This is a genomic window from Kitasatospora fiedleri (assembly GCF_948472415.1).
In the GTDB taxonomy this organism is placed as follows: domain Bacteria; phylum Actinomycetota; class Actinomycetes; order Streptomycetales; family Streptomycetaceae; genus Kitasatospora; species Kitasatospora fiedleri.
The window spans coordinates 875,535-892,196 of the sequence record NZ_OX419519.1 but is presented as its reverse complement, the minus strand read 5'-3'; the positions used below and the strand labels follow the sequence as shown (position 1 = coordinate 892,196).

At 74.7% G+C, this 16,662-nt stretch carries 14 protein-coding genes, 1 tRNA gene and 4 pseudogenes; 10 read left to right on the top strand and 9 right to left on the bottom strand.

Translation table 11 applies throughout. The features are described from left to right. The first annotated feature begins 84 nt into the window (after window positions 1-84). Window positions 85-348 (top strand): hypothetical protein, encoded by a 264-nt coding sequence (locus tag QMQ26_RS04380; RefSeq protein ID WP_282204814.1) that lies wholly within the window; start codon window positions 85-87, stop codon window positions 346-348. Between the two features lie 56 nt (window positions 349-404). Here QMQ26_RS04380 and QMQ26_RS04375 read toward each other — a convergent pair. Beyond that, a pseudogene (locus QMQ26_RS04375) lies at window positions 405-1,801 on the bottom strand (NADP-dependent succinic semialdehyde dehydrogenase). Window positions 1,802-1,868: 67 nt separating this feature from the next. Then, window positions 1,869-1,939, bottom strand: a tRNA-Cys gene (locus QMQ26_RS04370). Between the two features lie 289 nt (window positions 1,940-2,228). Here QMQ26_RS04370 and QMQ26_RS04365 point away from each other — a divergent pair. Both QMQ26_RS04365 and QMQ26_RS04360 read left to right on the top strand, forming a co-directional pair. Continuing rightward, window positions 2,229-2,597, top strand: a complete 369-nt coding sequence (locus QMQ26_RS04365; protein ID WP_100838304.1) for a helix-turn-helix transcriptional regulator — start codon at window positions 2,229-2,231, stop codon at window positions 2,595-2,597. Window positions 2,598-2,689: 92 nt separating this feature from the next. Continuing rightward, window positions 2,690-3,103: a VOC family protein gene (locus QMQ26_RS04360; protein WP_282204813.1), complete on the top strand. Its 414-nt coding sequence runs from the start codon at window positions 2,690-2,692 to the stop codon at window positions 3,101-3,103. A 75-nt stretch (window positions 3,104-3,178) separates the two neighbouring features. On the opposite strand, the gene sph is transcribed toward QMQ26_RS04360, so the two are convergent. Further along, the gene (gene sph, locus QMQ26_RS04355; RefSeq protein ID WP_282204812.1) at window positions 3,179-4,156 is read right to left on the bottom strand and encodes a sphingomyelin phosphodiesterase; all 978 of its coding nucleotides are present in this window, start codon (window positions 4,154-4,156) and stop codon (window positions 3,179-3,181) included. Between the two features lie 189 nt (window positions 4,157-4,345). On the opposite strand from sph, the pseudogene QMQ26_RS04350 reads away from it, so the two are divergent. Together QMQ26_RS04350 and QMQ26_RS04345 are read left to right on the top strand one after the other, a co-directional pair. Continuing rightward, window positions 4,346-5,076: pseudogene (locus QMQ26_RS04350) on the top strand (Clp protease N-terminal domain-containing protein). A 184-nt stretch (window positions 5,077-5,260) separates the two neighbouring features. Beyond that, window positions 5,261-5,884 carry a GNAT family N-acetyltransferase gene (locus QMQ26_RS04345; protein ID WP_282204811.1) on the top strand — a complete coding sequence of 208 codons (624 nt, stop codon included), beginning with the start codon at window positions 5,261-5,263 and terminating at the stop codon, window positions 5,882-5,884. Between the two features lie 261 nt (window positions 5,885-6,145). On the opposite strand, the gene srmL is transcribed toward QMQ26_RS04345, so the two are convergent. Then, on the bottom strand, window positions 6,146-7,390 hold the full coding sequence (gene srmL, locus QMQ26_RS04340; RefSeq protein ID WP_282204810.1) for a PheS-related mystery ligase SrmL: 1,245 nt from the start codon (window positions 7,388-7,390) through the stop codon (window positions 6,146-6,148). A 376-nt stretch (window positions 7,391-7,766) separates the two neighbouring features. Between srmL and QMQ26_RS04335 the strand changes: the two genes are divergently transcribed. Next, window positions 7,767-8,408, top strand: coding sequence for a class I SAM-dependent methyltransferase (locus tag QMQ26_RS04335; RefSeq protein ID WP_100834953.1), 642 nt, complete (start codon window positions 7,767-7,769; stop codon window positions 8,406-8,408). A gap of 52 nt (window positions 8,409-8,460) precedes the next feature. On the opposite strand, the gene QMQ26_RS04330 is transcribed toward QMQ26_RS04335, so the two are convergent. Beyond that, a complete protein-coding gene (locus QMQ26_RS04330; protein ID WP_282204809.1) occupies window positions 8,461-9,048 on the bottom strand; it encodes a helix-turn-helix domain-containing protein in 588 nt (195 codons plus the stop codon). A 46-nt stretch (window positions 9,049-9,094) separates the two neighbouring features. Between QMQ26_RS04330 and QMQ26_RS04325 the strand changes: the two are divergent. Then, window positions 9,095-9,601, top strand: a pseudogene (locus QMQ26_RS04325) (YbaK/EbsC family protein). A gap of 492 nt (window positions 9,602-10,093) precedes the next feature. Here QMQ26_RS04325 and QMQ26_RS04320 read toward each other — a convergent pair. Continuing rightward, complete coding sequence (locus QMQ26_RS04320; RefSeq protein WP_282204807.1) at window positions 10,094-10,714, bottom strand: MarR family winged helix-turn-helix transcriptional regulator; 621 nt, start codon at window positions 10,712-10,714, stop codon at window positions 10,094-10,096. 72 nt (window positions 10,715-10,786) lie between these two features. Between QMQ26_RS04320 and QMQ26_RS37290 the strand changes: the two are divergent. Both QMQ26_RS37290 and QMQ26_RS04315 read left to right on the top strand, forming a co-directional pair. Beyond that, window positions 10,787-10,900: pseudogene (locus tag QMQ26_RS37290) on the top strand (SDR family NAD(P)-dependent oxidoreductase); the annotation flags it as partial. A gap of 41 nt (window positions 10,901-10,941) precedes the next feature. Then, the gene (locus QMQ26_RS04315) at window positions 10,942-11,499 is read left to right on the top strand and encodes an SDR family oxidoreductase (protein WP_318552192.1); all 558 of its coding nucleotides are present in this window, start codon (window positions 10,942-10,944) and stop codon (window positions 11,497-11,499) included. A gap of 14 nt (window positions 11,500-11,513) precedes the next feature. On the opposite strand, the gene QMQ26_RS04310 is transcribed toward QMQ26_RS04315, so the two are convergent. Beyond that, window positions 11,514-11,810, bottom strand: coding sequence for a hypothetical protein (locus QMQ26_RS04310; protein ID WP_100834949.1), 297 nt, complete (start codon window positions 11,808-11,810; stop codon window positions 11,514-11,516). 261 nt (window positions 11,811-12,071) lie between these two features. Between QMQ26_RS04310 and QMQ26_RS04305 the strand changes: the two genes are divergently transcribed. Then, window positions 12,072-13,412 carry a DUF2254 domain-containing protein gene (locus QMQ26_RS04305; protein ID WP_282204806.1) on the top strand — a complete coding sequence of 447 codons (1,341 nt, stop codon included), beginning with the start codon at window positions 12,072-12,074 and terminating at the stop codon, window positions 13,410-13,412. 124 nt (window positions 13,413-13,536) lie between these two features. Here QMQ26_RS04305 and QMQ26_RS04300 read toward each other — a convergent pair whose 3' ends face one another. After that, a complete protein-coding gene (locus tag QMQ26_RS04300; protein ID WP_282204805.1) occupies window positions 13,537-14,493 on the bottom strand; it encodes a cytochrome c oxidase assembly protein in 957 nt (318 codons plus the stop codon). Between the two features lie 306 nt (window positions 14,494-14,799). Further along, complete coding sequence (locus QMQ26_RS04295; protein WP_100834947.1) at window positions 14,800-15,969, bottom strand: cytochrome P450; 1,170 nt, start codon at window positions 15,967-15,969, stop codon at window positions 14,800-14,802. Window positions 15,970-16,662 lie beyond the last annotated feature (693 nt).

The window sequence follows — 16,662 nt, the reverse complement described above, 5'->3', positions numbered from 1 at the left end:
CTCGCCGTGATGCTACCCGGGCTGCCGGGTGCGCTGACCAGCGGGATACTCGAACAGACGTTGAACTCTGCGGAGGTGAGAGCGATGTCCGCGACCGCTACCGGAACGCCGCGATCCAACCCGATCCGTCGAATGGCCGCCTGGCTGACCGCCAAGCACAACTCCTCGCTGGTCTTCCTGCTCGCCCTGTCGCTGGGCCTGGGCCTGGTCGCGCCGCAGGTCGGCCAGCTCTGGCTGCTGCTGGTGTTCTCGGTGGTGTGGGGCGTGACCATCGTCGCGTTCGCCGCCCAGTTCGTCGGCCGCCACGAGCACGCCCACCCGCGCCACGCCCACCCGCACCACGCCTGAGCCCTCCCGCCCCGGGCGCGGCCGCGTCCACGGCCGCGCCCGCGCCGGGGGCCGGGTCAGCTCCCGGACCACACCGTGGTGATGTTGCAGAACTCCCGGATGCCGTGACCGGACAGCTCCCGTCCGTAACCGGAGCGCTTGACCCCGCCGAACGGCAGGGCCGGGTGCGAGGCGGTCATCCCGTTGAAGAAGACCCCGCCCGCCCGCAGGTCGCGCACGCACCGCTCGCGGTCCGCGTCGTCCCGGGTCCAGACGTTGGAACTCAGGCCGAACGGCGAGTCGTTGGCGACGGCGACGGCCTCGTCCAGGTCGGCGACCCGGTACACGGTGGCGACCGGGCCGAACGCCTCCTCGCGGTGGATTCGCATCCGGGGGTGACGCCGGTCAGCACCGTCGGCAGGTAGTACCAGCCGTCCGCCAGCGCCGGGTCGTCCGGCCGGCCGCCGCCGCACTCGGCGGTCGCGCCGAGCGCCACCGCGTCCGCGACCAGCTCCTCCAGGTCGGTGCGGCCCTGCTCGGTGGCCAGCGGGCCGACCTCGGTGCCGTCCGCCATCGGGTCGCCGACCGTCAGCGCCCGCATCCGCGCGGTGAACGCGGACAGGAACTCCTCGTACACGTCCGTGTGCACGATGAAGCGCTTGGCGGCGATGCAGGACTGCCCGTTGTTCTGCACCCGTGCGGTCACCGCCCGCTCGGCTGCGGCCGGCACGTCCGCCGAGGGCAGCACCAGGAACGGGTCGCTGCCGCCCAGCTCCAGCACCGTCTTCTTGATCTCGTCCCCGGCCACCGCCGCCACCGAGCGGCCCGCGCCCTCGCTGCCGGTCAGCGTCACCGCGGCGATCCGCTCGTCCCGGATCACCGCCTCGACCGTGCCCGAGGAGATCAGCAGGGTCTGGAAGCACCCCTGCGGGAACCCGGCGCGGGCGAACAGCTCCTCCAGCGCGAGCGCCGTGCGCGGCACGTTCGAGGCGTGCTTGAGCAGGCCCACGTTGCCCGCCATCAGGGCCGGCGCGGCGAACCGCACCACCTGCCAGAACGGGAAGTTCCACGGCATCACCGCCAGCACCGGCCCCAGCGGCCGGTACCGGACGTACGCCGACACCCCGCCCGAGTCCTCCACGTCGCCCGGCTCCGGGTGCTCGTCGGCGAGCAGCCCCTCGGCCCGCTCCGCGTACCAGCGCATCGTCTTGGCGCACTTCGCCGCCTCGGCCCGGGCCTGCGCCAGCGGCTTGCCCATCTCCAGCGTCATCGTCCGCGCGACCTGCTCGTTCGCCTGCTCCAGCAGCTCGGCGGCCCGCTGCATCAGCTCGGCCCGGTGCGCGAAGGTGGTCAGCCGCCAGGACTCGAACGCGGACTGGGCCCGGGCGAGCCGGCGCTCCACGCCCGCCTCGTCCAGCGGATCGAAGACCTCGACGGTGCGGCCGTCGGCCGGATTGACGGTGGCGATGGCCATCGGGCCATTCCTTCCTCGACTGCCGCCCGGCCAACCGGGCGGGGGGCGGACATCGAGGGGAGCGAGGAGGTGGAGATAGGAATCGAACCCATGTACACGGCCCTGCAAGCCGCTGCCTCGCCTCTCGGCCACTCCACCCGGCTCCCTCGCGTGACTCAGAAACTAGCAGCGGGAAAACCCGGAGCGGGAATCCGACGCACCCGGAACTCACCCGAATGCCGACCCTGCCCCGAAATGTGACGATCGATCAGCAGATGATCGGGTTTGCTCGCCGCCCTCGCTCCCTACCCCCTGCGCCCGCCCCTACTCCTCACCTCCAGTCCCTCACGTCCCGCTCGCCGCTCGCCGCCCGTCGTCCGGCTCCGCGACTACCCTGGGCGCCGTGCAGATCGACGACCTCAAGCGCCTCCGCAGGGCCCGCGACACCATGGACCGCGACTACGCCGAACCGCTGGACGTCGCCGCCCTCGCCAAGGTCGCGCTGATGTCCGTCGGCCACTTCCAGCGCAGCTTCCGCGCCGCGTACGGCGAGACCCCGTACAGCTACCTGATGACCCGCCGGATCGAGCGGGCCAAGACGCTGCTGCGCCGGGGCGACCTGTCCGTCACCGAGGTGTGCATGGCCGTCGGCTGTACCTCGCTGGGCTCGTTCAGCACCCGGTTCACCGAGCTGGTCGGCGAGAGCCCCAGCGCGTACCGGGCCCGTGACCACAGCGCCGCCGAGCACATCACCGCGTGCGTGGCGATGTACCTGACCCGGCCGATCCGCGGCACCGACACCGGACGGCCGCGGTGACCGGCCCGCGCCCGGCCGGTCGCGGCGGGCCGGGCCGGGAACGGATCAGGAACGGAGAAGCGCGGGCCGGGGCGGGTCAGTAGCGTCGGGGCATGGACATCAAGCTTTCGCAGTGCTTCATCGCCGTCGACGACCACGACGCCGCGCTCGGCTTCTACCGCGACGCGCTCGGCCTGGAGGTGCGCAACGACGTCGGTTTCGAGGGGATGCGCTGGGTCACCCTCGGTTCGGCCGCCCAGCCCGAGGTCGAGGTCGTGCTGGAGCCCCCGGTCGCCGACCCGGGCGCCACCGAGGCCGACTGCCGGGCCGCCGCCGAACTGCTCGCCAAGGGCCTGCTGCGCGCCGTCAACTTCCGCACCTCCGACTGCGACGCCACCTTCGAGAAGATCCGCGCCACCGGGGCCGACGTGCTCCAGGAGCCGATGGACCAGCCCTACGGCGTCCGCGACTGCGCCTTCCGCGACCCGGCGGGCAACATGGTCCGCTTCGCCCAGCCCCGCGGGTAGCCCCGCGCGCCGCCGCCCGGGACTCCCGGGCGGCGCACGCGTCCGGCCGCGTCCGGCCGCCGTCTCCCGCCGGGCTCAGCCCGCGAGCAGCGGGTAGTGGTCCGACAGGTCGGTGTAGGTGTACGAGGTGCCCCAGCTGCTGACCGTCCACGGCGCGGAGTGGAAGCGGTGCACGGTGTTGGTGTACTGCTGCGGGCGGGCGTGGTCGGCCCGGTACAGCACGTAGTCCAGGTCCTCCTTCGGCTCGCCCGGGTACCGGTAGGCCGCGATCGAGTTGTCGACGGTGTCGAAGGAGTTCGCCCAGCCGGTGCGGGTGGTCGCCGGGGCCAGGTTGCCGTTGGCCAGCAGCGCCGGGTACTCGCCGCCGTGCGAGTCGATGTTCAGGTCGCCGGCCAGCACGATCGGCTCGTTCGCCGGGATCTGCTCGGCGTCCAGGAACGCCCGCATCGCCCGTAGCTGCTTGGCCCGGACGTCCGCGGCCTGCCCGCTCGCGCAGCCGGAGTCGGTGGACTGGAGGTGGGTGCCCACCACGTGGGTGCGCTGCCCGTTCACGTTGATCTGCGCGTAGACGAACCCCTTGTTGGACCACCAGTCCGAGCCGCAGGCGTCCTTGAACACGTACTGCTCCTTGCGCAGGATCGGCCACTTGCTCAGCAGCAGCACCCCGCCGTCCTCCGGGGTGGTGCTGCTGTAGCTGCCGGAGGTGGCGTCCCAGCCGGCGGTGGAGCGGCCCACCACCGGCGTGCGGTACGGGTAGGCGGCGGACGCCTTCGCGGCCAGCGCGTCCGAGGCCGCGTTGTCGAACGCCTCCTGGAGGACGACCACGTCGTGGCCCTGGAAGAAGTCCGCGCCGGCGATCGCCTGGGCGCGCTGGGCCTGGCCCCAGTTGGGGTAGAGCGAGGTGCTCATCAGGAAGGTGTTGTAGCTGAGCACGTCCAGCGGGGCGACGGCGGCGGGCGCGGTCTCGGCGTGCGCGGCGGCCTGAGGCACCGTCAACAGGGCTGCGGCGGCGGTGAGTACGGCGGCGAGACGGGTGCTGCGGCTGGTGGTCACGGGAACTCCGGGGGTGAGGGCCGGTCGATGTTGTGCAGTCAACTCGGGCCTCCGTGACACGGACAAGACAGCGGACGGCGGTCGGGTGAACTCGGCCGAAACACCCGCTACCGGCGGGTAGGAACCGGCCCCGCCACCTACTGTCAACCGAAGGTTGACACTCCGCGACTGTCAACCTAAGGTTGCCTCATGGCTGACACCTCTGGAGCGAAACCCTCCGTCCGGCTCGACGACCTGATCGAGGGCATCAAGAACTCGTACCCCGAAGCGCTCGACCAGCTCTCCAACGCGGTCCTGGTCGCCGACCACCTCGGCGAAGTGGCCGACCACCTGATCGGCCACTTCGTCGACCAGGCCCGCCGCTCCGGCGCGTCCTGGACCGACATCGCCGCAGCATGGGCGTCACCCGCCAGGCCGCCCAGAAGCGCTTCGTCCCCAAGGACCCGGGCGAGGTCACCGCGATCGACACCGCGCAGGGCTTCAACCGCTTCACCCCGCGCGCCCGCAACGTGGTGATGGCCGCCCACCAGGCCGCCAAGGACGCCCACAACGACGAGGTCCGCCCGGCGCACCTGGTGCTCGGCCTGCTCGCCGAGCCCGAGGGCCTCGCCGCCGCCTACATCGTCACCAGCGGCGTCCCCCTCGACACCGTCCGCCGGGCCGCCCTGGCCGCACTCCCGCCCGCCGTCGAGGACGCCCCCGAACTCGTCCCCTACGACGCCGGGGCCAAGAAGGCACTCGAACTCACCATGCGCGAGGCCCTGCGCCTCGGCCACAACTACGTCGGCACCGAGCACCTGCTGCTCGCCCTGCTCGAACACGAGGCGGGCGACGGCGTCCTCACCTCCCTCGGCCTCGACAAGGCCGCCGCCGAGGCCGAGTTCCTCGCCGTCCTCACCCAACTCACCGCCGGGTCCTGACGATCCGCCCCCCACCCCGCGGGCGGCGGGGCCGCCCGGGACGGGAGCGGCGCCGCCGTCCGCGGCCGTCCCCCACCGCCCCGGCCGCTTCCGGCGGGCGAAACCCCGTTGACGCCGCGCCGGCGCGCCCGGTTCGCTGCTGCCGGGAACGATCCCGCGCGCACGTACGGAGGGTGGAGCACGCATGGCGTACCGACTGCAGGGCCCGGTGCTGGAGGGGCGGCTGGTGCGGCTGGAGCCGCTGGAGCAGCGGCACGCCGCGGAGTTGGCGCGGGCGGCGGAGGAGGGCCGGGACAGCTACGGCTTCACCTGGGTGCCGCGCGCCGACGAGGTCGCCGGGTACGTCGAGACCCAGCGCGGCCGGGCCGACACCGGGCTGGTCGCCCCGTACGCGCAGATCTCCACGGCCACCGGCCGGGCCGTCGGCGCGACCGCCTTCCTGGACCCGCGCACCCTGCCCGACACCGGCGTCCTGTACGCCGTCGAGATCGGCTTCACCTGGCTCGCCGCCTCCGCGCAGGGCACCGGCGTCAACGCCGAGTCCAAGCTGCTGCTGTTCCGGCACGCCTTCGAGGAGTGGAACGTCCGCCGGGTCGACCTCAAGACCGACGCCCGCAACGAGCGCTCCCGCGCCGCGATCGCCGCCGTCGGCGCCCGCTTCGAGGGCGTCCTGCGCAACTGGTCGCGCTCCTGGGCCCCGGGGGAGGGCGGCCGGCTGCGGGACGCGGCGATGTTCTCGATCACCGACGAGGAGTGGCCGCAGGCCGGGGCCGCCCTCCGGGAGCGCGTCGCCCGCTACGGGAAGTGACCGTTCGTCCGGTCACTTCCCGTGCGGGGGAGGGGGGTTGGCCGGACCGGGCGGGGGCGGGGGCGCGCCGCCCATGCCGGTCGGCTTCCCGGACGGAGCTTTCTGCGGTGCCACGGTTCCCCTCCTCGGTGCGTCCGGCGACGGCGCGGGCCGCCGCCGGCAGGTGCGGTCAACGGCTGGATTCCCGCCGCGCGTCCGGCTCAAGCGAGCCCGCGTGCGCGCACGTCCGGGCAGCTCAGCGCCTGCGGGACGATGATCCGATCATCGCTCCGGCGCGGACGGTCCCTCCGGCGCGGACGGTCCCGCCGGGCGGGCGGCCCACTGGTGGACGGCGCCCTGGTGCAGGGCGGCGTAGACGCGGTCGCGCAGCGCGTTGGCGTCCGCGTCGGTGAGGGTGCGGCGCAGGTCCCGCAGGACGACCTTGAGCAGCAGGTTCTGCTGGTCCGGGCGTGCGCCCAGCCGGGCCAGGGCCTGCGGGGGGAGGGCACGGCACGGGGTGGCGGAGAGGATCTCGACCGTCTCCACCCGGTCCGCGTCCGGGCCGAGGGCGTCCCGGACCCGGTCGCCGAGGTCCTCGGCGAGGTCGGCCCCGTCCACCGCGACGGACAGGTCGCGGCGGATCGCGGGCAGCGCGGAGACCGGCCGGTACGGCGCGAGATCGGTGAGCTGGGCGGCGACGGCCGGATCGGCCGAGCGCAGCAGGCGGATGTCCGGAACGCCCTTGCGCAGCATCAGCACCCGGTCCAGGCCCATCCCGAGCGCCAGCCCGCTCCACCGCGGCCCCAGCCCGGCCCCGGCCAGCACCCGCGGATGGGCGAGCCCGCACTCGGCGACCTCCACCCAGGCGCTGTCCTCCGCGCCGCCGCCCTGCCCGCCGCCGCCCGCCGCGACGTCCAGTTGGCGTCCCGCCAGGGTGTACGGGTGGACCCGCTCCTCGGTGCGGTACTCCGTACCCGGCAGCAGCGCGTCCGCGAGCACGGCGATCATCTCCGCCAGGTCCGCCGGACCGGCCGGGACCGGCCGGCGGGTCAGGTACCACAGGTCCAGCTGGTGCGGGGTGCCGCTGTGCAGCCGGTCGATGCTGTCGCGCCGGTACACCAGGCCCGGGCAGACCAGCAGCACCGCGTCCGGCGCCTCCCCGGCCGCCTCCTGCGCGGCGAGCGCCCGCAGCGCGCCCGGGACCAGCGCGCTGGAGTGGCTGCGCAGCATCCGCCGGTCGTCGACGTACCGGGTGTAGCGGGCGTCCCGGGTGACGTCGTCCGCGCGGTAGTTGAGGTGGTCGTAGTTGTCGGCGACGGTCACCGTCCGCTCGCCCCGGTGCACCCGCACCGCGCAGCCCCAGCGCCCGGCCAGCGCCTCCGCCGCGCGGTCGACGAGCAGTTGCAGGGCGTGCGGCCCGGCGGCCGGGTCGGTCAGGTCGCGGACGGCGAGGTCGCGGGCGAGTTGCTCCGCGGAGAGGTGGCGGACGGCGATGGGGGCGGTGTTGCGGGCAGGGTCGGTGGACATGGCGGCCTCCGGGACTGGGCGGACGGACGGGACGACGAGGGGTAACACCACACCCCCCGGCCCCTGGGCACGACCCGCCACCGGGGGCCGACCCGCTCCGCCGGAGCACTGCCTCTCTCGCTACCGGCGCGACGGAACCCGCCCCCTGCGGCACCCATCGGGAGCCGGGGGGCCGGTAAATCGGCGGCAGAGCGCGACGACGGCCATACCTGGAGTCTAGGCACCTCGCCCCGAGCCCCCGCAACCCGTTTTCCAACCGCCCCGCGACCGCCCCGCGACCGGCCGAGACCGGCCGCGACCGGCCGCGACCGCCTGACGCCCGCCGCTAGGCTGAGCGCCGCCACGGGAAGACCGGGGGCGGCGGAAGGACGCGGCGATGACGGCGACCGGTGGGGTCGGGCAGGCGTACGACGGGGTGGCGGAGCTGTACGCCCACCTGTTCCGGGGTGAACTCGGCGGCCGGGAGGACGAGTTGGCGGCGATCCGGCGGCTGGTCGCGGCACCCGCGGTGGCGGGGCGCGGACTGCCGGTGGGCGACCTCGGCTGCGGGCCGGGAGAGGCGACCGAACTGCTCGCCGGGTTCGGCGTCCGCGCCTTCGGCCTGGACCTCTCGGCCGGGATGCTGCGACAGGCCCGACTCGCCCACCCGGCCCGGCCGTTCGTGCGGGGCTCGCTGACGGCGCTCCCGCTGGCGGACGCCGGTCTCGGCGCGATCCTCGCCCGCTACTCGCTGATCCACCTCCCGCCCGCCGAACTCCCCTCCGTACTGGCCGAGTTGCGCCGCGTCCTGGCCCCCGGCGGGCTGCTGCTCACCGGCTTCTTCGCCGCCGACCCCGAACTCGGCGACACCGACCGCCCCGTCCCCTTCGACCACAAGGTCACCACCGCCCACCGCTGGCCGATCGACACCCTCGCCGGGCTCTTCCGCGCGGCCGGCTTCACCGAGACCGCCCGCACCCTGCGCGCCCCCGCCCCCGGCGAACGCTTCCCGCAGGGGACGCTGCTGCTCCAGGGCTGAGGCCGCCCGGGCCGTGGGGCCGTGGGGCCGGTTCGGCGGGGGCCGGGTGGCCTCAGCCGTGCGGGTGGCGCACCACCAGCACCGCCTCGACCTCCTGCGCCACCGCCTCGTAGCGGTGCGGGACGTCCGCCGCCCAGCTGTGGTGCCCGCCGGGGACGACCGTGGCGGGTGACGCCTCGGTGCCGACCAGCGCGGTGCCGGTCAGCACCACCAGGTGCTCCACCGTGCCCGGCGGGTGCGGGGCCGAACGGCGCACCCCGCCCGGCCGGATTCGGATTCGGTACGTCTCCGAGACCGCCGCCGCGTCCTCGAACCGCTCCAGCAGCACGGCGTCCAGCACCCGCCCGGACACCTCGGCGTTCAGCGCCCGCCCGGTCGCGGCCTCCCGGGCGGCCTGCTCGGGCGCCTGCAAGGCGGCGCTCAGCGGCAGGCCGAGCGCGGTGGTCAGCGCGTACAGGGTCTCCAGGGTCGGGTTGCGGGTGCCCGCCTCCAGTCCCGAGAGGGTGGCCTTGCCGAGGCCCGCACGGCGGGCCAGCTCCGAGAGGGAGAGCCCGCGGGCGGTGCGCAGTTCGCGCAGCCGCAGGCCGATCCGCGCCGAGAGGTCGGCGCTCGCCGAAGCCGGTTGATCCGTTGCTCGCATGCGGTCTATCGTTCCACACACGGAACGTTCCGTATGTGGAACGCGAATGCCCCGAGGAGCCACCGTGGAACCAGCAGCACCCTCCGCCCTCCCGACCCGCAGCGCCCTGGTCGCGGACGCCCTCGCCGCCGCCGGCCTCCCCGGGACGGTCCGCCGCCTCGCCGACTCCGCCCGCACCGCCGCCGAGGCCGCCGCCGCGCTCGGCTGCGAGGTCGGCGCGATCGCCAACAGCCTGGTCTTCGTCTCCGACGGCGAGCCCGTGCTCGTCCTCACCAGTGGCCGCCATCGCGTCGACACCGCCGCCCTCGCCGCCCGCTGGGCCGCGGCCCGCTCCACCGGGCCACCCCGAGCAGGTCCGGGAGGCCACCGGCCAGCCCATCGGCGGCGTCGCCCCGACCGGCCACCCCCGCCCGCTGCCGACCGTGGTCGATCAGGCCCTCACCGACTACCCCGGGTCTGGGCCGCCGCCGGCACCCCGCACACGGTGTTCCCCACCACCACCGAAGAACTGCTCCGCCTCACCCACGGCACCCTGCTCCCGGTCGGCCCCTGACCCCGCCGGCCCCACCGCCGGCCGACAGGAAGCCGCCCGGCCCGGGCCCGCCGACGAGCCCCCGCCCGCCGGGCCCGGGGCCGGGCGTCCCGGGCCGACGGATCGAGCCGTCGGGTCGCCGGGTCCTCGAGTCGCCGGGTCTTCGGGCCGCTGGTTGGACGGGCCGCCGGGTGATCGGGCGGTCACTTCACCTGCGGCGGTGCGGTCTGGCCGGTGGGCTCGATCGGGCCCGCCGGGTGGTCAGGCCGATACTTCGCCTGCGGCGGTGCGGTCTGGTCGGTGGACTTGATCGGGCCCGCCGGGTTGCCAGGTTGCCGGGTCGTCGGGCCGCTGGGCCGTCGGTTCGACAGGTGGCCGGGTGGTCGGGCGGTCACTTCACCTGCGGCGGTGCGGTCTGGTCGCCGGGCTCGATCGGGCCCGCCGTGCCGCCGTGCCGCTGTGCCGCCGTGCCGGCAGGTCGTCGGGCCGTCGAGCTGCCGTGCCGCTAAGCCGTCACTTCGTCTGCGGCGGCGCGGTCTGGTCGGTAGGCCCGATCCGTTCGTGCAGGTCGGTGAGCAGGCGGTCGAGCAGGGTGGCGAGGTGGTGGCGTTCGGCGGGGGAGAGGCCGGTGACCAGGTCCGCCTCGCGGCCCAGTACGGCGTCCACCGAGCGTTCGATCAGGGCGTGTCCGTCCGGCGTCAGGGCGACCAGCACCGCCCGGCCGCCCGCCGGGTCGGGGGAGCGGCGCACCAGGCCCTCCCGTTCCGCCCGGGCCACCCGTTGGGAGATCGCCCCCGCCGTGACCAGCGTTCGCCGGGTCAGCTCGCGGGTCGTCAGTTCGTACGGCGCGCCGGAGCGGCGCAGCACCGCCAGCAGGTCGAGCGTGGCCGCGTCGATCCCGGCGGCTCGCAGCACCCGGTTGCGGTCGTCCGCGAAGAGTTTGGCCAGCCGCCAGATCGGGGTGACGATCTCGATCGAGTCGGTGGGCGTGCCCGGTCGTTCCCGCTGCCACGCCGCCGCGATCGCCGCCGCCGAGCGGTCCCCCAGCGCCTCCGACCCAGGCCCGTCCGGCGCGCCGTCCGGCGCGTTGCGGCCGTCCGTGGAGCCGTCCGGCGGGTCCGATGGCTCGGCCATGGGGGTTGCCTCCTGCTGTCCCTGGGCTATGTTTAGCGCTAAACGTAGCAGTCGCGGCCGCAGGAGGAAGCAGTGACCCGTACCGTGCTCGTCACCGGGGGAACCAGCGGGATCGGTCGGGCCGTCGCGGCCCGGTTCGTCGCCGACGGGGACGAGGTGCACCTGACCGGGCGGCGGGCGGAGGCGGTGCGGCGGGTCGCCGCGGAGCTCGGTGCGCACGGGGTGGTGTGCGACGCGACCGACCGGTGGCGACGGCCGCGCTCGCCGGACGGTTCCGGACGCTGGACGTGCTGGTCAACGCGGCGGGCGGGCTGCCCGCCGCCCCCGCCACCGGGACGCCGCTCGGCGACGTGCTCGCCGCCTGGCAGGCCAACCTCGCGCAGAACCTGCTCGGCGCCGTCCTCACCACCGAGGCCGTGCGCGCCCTGCTCGCACCCGGCGGGACGGTGATCAGCCTGGGCTCGATCGGCGCGGAGCGGCGCGGCGGCGCGTACGGGGCCGCGAAGGCCGCCCTCGCCGCCTGGAACGCCTCGCTCTCGGCCGAGCTGGCGCCCCGCGGGGTCAGCTGCAACGTCATCGCGGCGGGCTACGTCGAGGGCACCGGCTTCTTCGGCGGGGCCCTCGCCGAGGAGCGCCGCCGCGCCCTGATCGAGGAGACCCACGACAAGCGCCCCGGCACGGTCGAGGACGTCGCCGCCACCGCGCACTTCCTCGCCTCGCCGGGCGCCCGCCACCTCACCGGGCAGACCCTGCACGTCAACGGCGGTGCCCACACCACCCGTTGAGCGCCCGGAGCGGATCAGGCGTTCTTCCGGGCCCGCTGCTCGGCCGCCCGCAGCAGCTCGGCGGCACCGGCCAGCCGACCGGCCGCGGTGGTCAGGGCCAGCCCGGCGTCGGGGGTGGTGCGGCGGTCGCCGGTGACGTCGGTCAGCTCCTGCAGGGACTCCATCAGGTGGGCGATCGCCCCCAGCAGCAGGTGCTCGTCCGCCGCCGGAACGGCCTCGCGGCGCACCCGCAGCGGGACGACCGCCTCCTCGCGGAGCTTGGTCCGCGACTCCTCCAGCCCGGTGACGGCCCTCTGCACTCCGGCGTCCACACCCGCTCCTCTCGCCGCGGCCGGACGGCCGACCGCCGCCCGTAGGAGGGCGACCTACCCGCCCCCGGACCGCCGCACCCCTCACCGCACCCAACCGGCGGCGCTCGCCCCACCCCCGCGCGCCCGCCCACCGACGCTCGCGCCCCACCGCCGCCGTCCACACTCTGCCACCGCAGTCCGCCCCGCCGCCGCCCGCGCCCCGCCGCCCGCCCGGCCGCGTCCTTCCCGCCCGCCGCCGCGCCCCGCGACTAGCCTGGCCCGATGAGCGAGCAGCACGGCGGGAAGGGGCGGCGGCCGCGGTACCGGGCGCTGTCGCCGCTGCGGGAGCACCTGCGCGAGGCGTTCTGGTTCGCCCCGCTGCTGACCTGTCTCGGCGCGGTGCTGCTGGCCGGGCTGACCGACCTGCTGGACCGGGAGATCTTCGCCGAGGCCGCGGCCGAGCAGGCCGCCGACACCCTGCTCTCGTTCGGCTCGGCCGCCAAGAGCGTGGTCTCCACCGTCAGCTCCGCGATGCTGACCTTCATCGGCGTGGTGTTCTCGATCTCGCTGGTCTCGCTCCAGATGGCCGCCAGCCAGTTCAGCCCCCGGGTGCTGCGGCTGTACGTGCGCAGCCGCCTGATCAAGGCGACCTTCGCCACCTGCCTGGCCACCTTCGTCTACACGCTGCTCGTCCAGCTCGGCTACGACGACACCACCGACCCGGCCCGCGCGGTGTCCGTCCCGATCGTCTCCACCGTGGTCGCGCTCGCCCTGGTGATGCTCAGCCTGGCGCTGTTCGTGCTGTACGTGCAGGCGACGCTGCGCCTGCTGCGGGTGCCGCACGTGATCGACCGGGTCACCGGCGAGTCGCTGCGGGTGCTCCAGGACTACCGCTGGCTGGCCCCGGCCGCCGGACCGGCGCCCGGCGGGGCCGCCGAGGGACCGACCCCGCTGCACGAGGGACCGACCCTGCTGCACGAGGGACGCGGCGGCGTCCTGCGGGACGTCAACATCCGCCGGCTGATCCGGGTCGCCCGGCGGCACGGCACGGTGCTGCACCAGGTGCCCCGGATCGGCGACTTCATCGCCCCCGGCACCCCCACCGTGGTGGTGGTCGGCGGCACCCCGCCCCGGCCGCGCCGGATCACCACCGCGCTGAACGTCGGCGTCGACCGGACCATGCACCAGGACCTCAGCTTCGGCTTCCGCCAGCTCGTCGACATCGCCATCCGGGCGCTCTCCCCGGCCGTCAACGACCCCACCACCGCCGTCCAGGCCGTCGACCGGATCCACCAGCTGCTCGCCGTGCTGGCCCCGGTCCACCTCGGCGAGCTGCGCCACCGCGACCGGGACGGCGCGGTGCGGCTGGTCCAACCGGTGCCCGGCTGGGAGGCCACCGTCGACCTGGCGTTCACCGAGATCCGCGGCTGCGGCGCCGGCCAGCCCCAGGTCACCCGCCGCCTGGCCGCCGCCCTCGACGACCTGCTGCGGATCACCCCCGAACCCCGCCGCGCCCCGCTGCTGCTCCAGCGCGCCCTCCTCGAACGCGCCGTCGCCGAAGCCGTCCGCGACGCCGACAACCGCGCCTTCGCACTGACCCCCGACCGCCAGGGCATCGGCTGACCCCCCTCCGGTTCCCCCACCGGAACGACGCACCGCCCGGAACGGGAGCCGTTCCGGGCGGTGCGTCGTGCGTCGTGCGGTGGCGGGACGCGGGTGGCGGGTCGCGGGTCGTCCCGTACGGGGGTCAGCCGGTGGCGCGGTTGGCGCCCCGCTCCAGCGAGGCCAGGTACCGGTTGTACGCCTCCAGCTCGGCGTCGCCGTCCCGGTCGGCGGCCCGGTCGCGGCGGCGGGCCTGGCGCTCCTCGGACTTGGCCCACTGGAGGGTGAGCGCGATCAGCACGATCGCGGTGGGGATCTCGCCGAACGCCCAGGTGATGCCGCCGGCCAGCTGCTGGTCGTCGTGCAGGTTCGTCCCGGCGGGTGCCGTCGCGGCGGAGAAGGTGGACACCAGCTGCCCGGAGGCCATCATCACCGCGACGCCGAAGAACGCGTGGAACGGCATGCCCATGAACAGCTCGATGATCCGCATCACGAAGCCGGGGCGGTGCGGGCCGGGGTCGACGCCCATGATCGGCCAGAAGAACAGCAGGCCGACGGCGAGGAAGTGCAGCATCATCGCCAGGTGCCCGACCCGGTACTGCATCAGGAAGTCGAACAGCGGCGTGAAGTACAGCACGTACAGGCTGGCGATGAACGCCGGGATGGTGAACGCCGGGTGCGAGACGATCCGCACGTAGGTGGAGTGCAGCAGGGCGACCAGCAGTTCGCGCGGGCCCCGGCCGCTGCCCTTGCGGGCCGGGCGCAGGGCGCGCAGCGCCAGGGTGATCGGGCCGCCGAGCAGCAGCAGGATCGGGGAGAGCATGGACAGCACCATGTGCTGCATCATGTGGGCGCTGAACAGCACCATGCCGTAGTCGTTCAGGCCGGTGTTGGTGACCAGCAGGACGGTGCCGACGCCCGCCGTCCAGGCGACCACCCGGCCGGCCGGCCACTTGTCGCCGCGCCGCCACAGCCGGACGGCGCCCGCCAGGTACAGGCCGAGGGCGAGCGCGCAGAACACCAGGTAGGGCCAGTCCGGCGACCACTCCAGGGCGCGGGAGAAGGTGAAGGGGGGGAGTGGTCCCCCTCCGTGGTGGTGCATCCCCGTCATGCCGTCGCCCATCGGGCGGCCCCGCTTTCGTCCATGCCGGCCGGGCCGCCGCGCGCGCGGCGGCCCGGCCGGCCCGGTGTGGCCCGGTCCGGTTTGGTCCGGTTTCGTTCGGGCCCAGCCTAGGCGGCGCTTACCGCGGCCCGGCGAGCGCCCCCGGGACGGGGGTGTTCGCGTCGGCGCGGGCGGTCGACCGCCCGGCGGTCCCGTCGGTCCGTCCGGTCCCGCGTCCGTGGTCCGTCCGGTCCCCGCGTCCGTGGTCCGTCCGGTTCCCGCGCCCGCGGTCCGGGAGGCCGCGGCTCACCACGTGACCGGCAACGCCCGCAGGCCGCGGAAGACCAGTTCCGGCACGTAGGCGAGCTCGGACTCGTCCACGGCGAGGCGCAGTCCCGGGTACCGTTTCAGCACGGACCCGATCGCCACCCGCATCTCCCGGCGGGCCAGCACCGCGCCGAGGCAGAAGTGCGGCCCGTGCCCGAAGGCGAGGTGCGCGGCCGGTCCTTCGCGCGTGATGTCGAAGCGGCCGGGGTCCGGGTACACGCCGGGGTCGCGGTTGGCCGCGACGATGACCGGCAGCACCGGTTGGCCCGCCGCCAGGCGGACGCCCTCCAGATCGACGGGCTCGGTCGTGACCCGGACCTCCGCCGAGCTGAAGAGCCTGCTGTAGCGCAGCAGTTCGTCGACCGCCGGTCCGATCAGGTCCGGTGCCGACCGCAGCAGCGCGAGCTGGTCCGGGTGGCGCAGCAGGGTCAGGAACGAGTTGCCCAGCTGGTTGACGGTCGTCTCGTGGCCGGCGATCAGCAGGCCCTCCAGGTTGGCCAGCAGCTCGGGTTCGGTGAGGTGGTCGCCCTCGTCGTTGGCGGCGACCATGGCCGAGATCAGCCCGTCGTCCGGCCGCGCCCGTTTCTGCCGCACCAGATCGGCGAGCCAGTCCTGCATCTCGCCCTGGGCGGACCGCAGTTCGTCCGGAGTGATGTCCGTGACGAACAGCCGCCTGGTCCACCTGCGGATGGCCCCCGCCTCGGAGTAGGGCACGCCGAGCAGCTCGCAGATGACCATCAGCGGCAGGGGGGCGCAGAGACCCGCCACCAGATCCGCGGGGGCTTCGAGGGAGTCGAGCAAGGAGTCCACGACGGCTTGCACCCGCGGTTCGAGCCGGTCGACCATGCGCGGGCTGAACGCCTGCGACATCAGTTTGCGCAGGCGGGCGTGGCGCTCGCCGTCCAGGCTGGTGACCAGTAACGGGTCGGCGGCGACGGACAGTTTCAGCGGGCTGCCCGGAAGCGTGGCCGCCTCCCGGCTGAACCGGCTGTCGCTCAGGACCTGCCGCACCGCCTTGTGGGAGAGGGCGAGCCAGACGTCCGCGGCCCCCATCGTCGCGAGGACGACCGGGGCCTGCGCGAGCAGGGCCTCGGCTTCGGGCTCGTTGTCGAGGTGGTGCGGCGTGGTGAAGGGGAACGTGGCTTGCATCGCTGCCTCCTGACTGGGCGTCACCAGGACCGGGCGCCGGGCGCCGGGCCACGAACGGCCGGGACCGGTGCGGGGAACGGTGACGGCCGGGTGGTGGGTCGCCGACGGCTTCGGTGGCGTCGGTGGCCGGTTCGCCCGATCCGGGCGGTGAGCGCCGTGCGGCGGTTTTTCCGGGTGGCCGGACGACGGTCGAGGACGTTCTTCTGCGCGAGTGCGAACGGGATTCTAGGGCGTTGTCACCGGCGGCGTCGATGGTGCCCCGTGAACCCGTTCCGGGCGTGACGGTGCGGGGGGCGTACGGACTTCCGCGAGAAACGGCGCGTTTCCCGGGAACAGCACGAATCGCGCCACGGCGCCTTTGTCGTGCAGGCATATGACATTGCGAGGTGCCTCGTTTGAGCCAGCCTTCGCGTGGCCTATGGCGACGGCGTGATGTTGCTGCCATGCTCGTCTCCGCGGCGGGACGATCATCGCTTCGGCCCCCCACGCTCAGCTCACCAGCGCATCTTCCTCGGAGAGCGTCGTCCACGCTGTCCCTTCCGAGGACCGCTCCACTGATCCAGGCGCCCGAAGCGCGGTCGAGTCCGGTTCGGATATCACCGGGCCGCCGGGCTGCCCGCGTGCTCCACGCCCCGGCCGCCCGCGCGGCGGGGCCGCACCATCGGGACTGCTACGGAAACACCCCGCCTTCCT

Bases quoted from the DNA above. Each gene is read 5' to 3' on its own strand.
- QMQ26_RS04300 (WP_282204805.1), bottom strand. From the start codon at position 14,493: ATGCACCACCACGGAGGGGGACCACTCCCCCCCTTCACCTTCTCCCGC.
- QMQ26_RS04345 (WP_282204811.1), top strand. From the start codon at position 5,261: ATGGCGTACCGACTGCAGGGCCCGGTGCTGGAGGGGCGGCTGGTGCGG.
- QMQ26_RS04360 (WP_282204813.1), top strand. From the start codon at position 2,690: ATGGACATCAAGCTTTCGCAGTGCTTCATCGCCGTCGACGACCACGAC.
- srmL (WP_282204810.1), bottom strand. From the start codon at position 7,390: ATGTCCACCGACCCTGCCCGCAACACCGCCCCCATCGCCGTCCGCCAC.
- QMQ26_RS04305 (WP_282204806.1), top strand. From the start codon at position 12,072: ATGAGCGAGCAGCACGGCGGGAAGGGGCGGCGGCCGCGGTACCGGGCG.
- QMQ26_RS04380 (WP_282204814.1), top strand. From the start codon at position 85: ATGTCCGCGACCGCTACCGGAACGCCGCGATCCAACCCGATCCGTCGA.
- QMQ26_RS04295 (WP_100834947.1), bottom strand. From the start codon at position 15,969: ATGCAAGCCACGTTCCCCTTCACCACGCCGCACCACCTCGACAACGAG.
- QMQ26_RS04320 (WP_282204807.1), bottom strand. From the start codon at position 10,714: ATGGCCGAGCCATCGGACCCGCCGGACGGCTCCACGGACGGCCGCAAC.
- QMQ26_RS04330 (WP_282204809.1), bottom strand. From the start codon at position 9,048: ATGCGAGCAACGGATCAACCGGCTTCGGCGAGCGCCGACCTCTCGGCG.
- QMQ26_RS04335 (WP_100834953.1), top strand. From the start codon at position 7,767: ATGACGGCGACCGGTGGGGTCGGGCAGGCGTACGACGGGGTGGCGGAG.
- QMQ26_RS04365 (WP_100838304.1), top strand. From the start codon at position 2,229: ATGGACCGCGACTACGCCGAACCGCTGGACGTCGCCGCCCTCGCCAAG.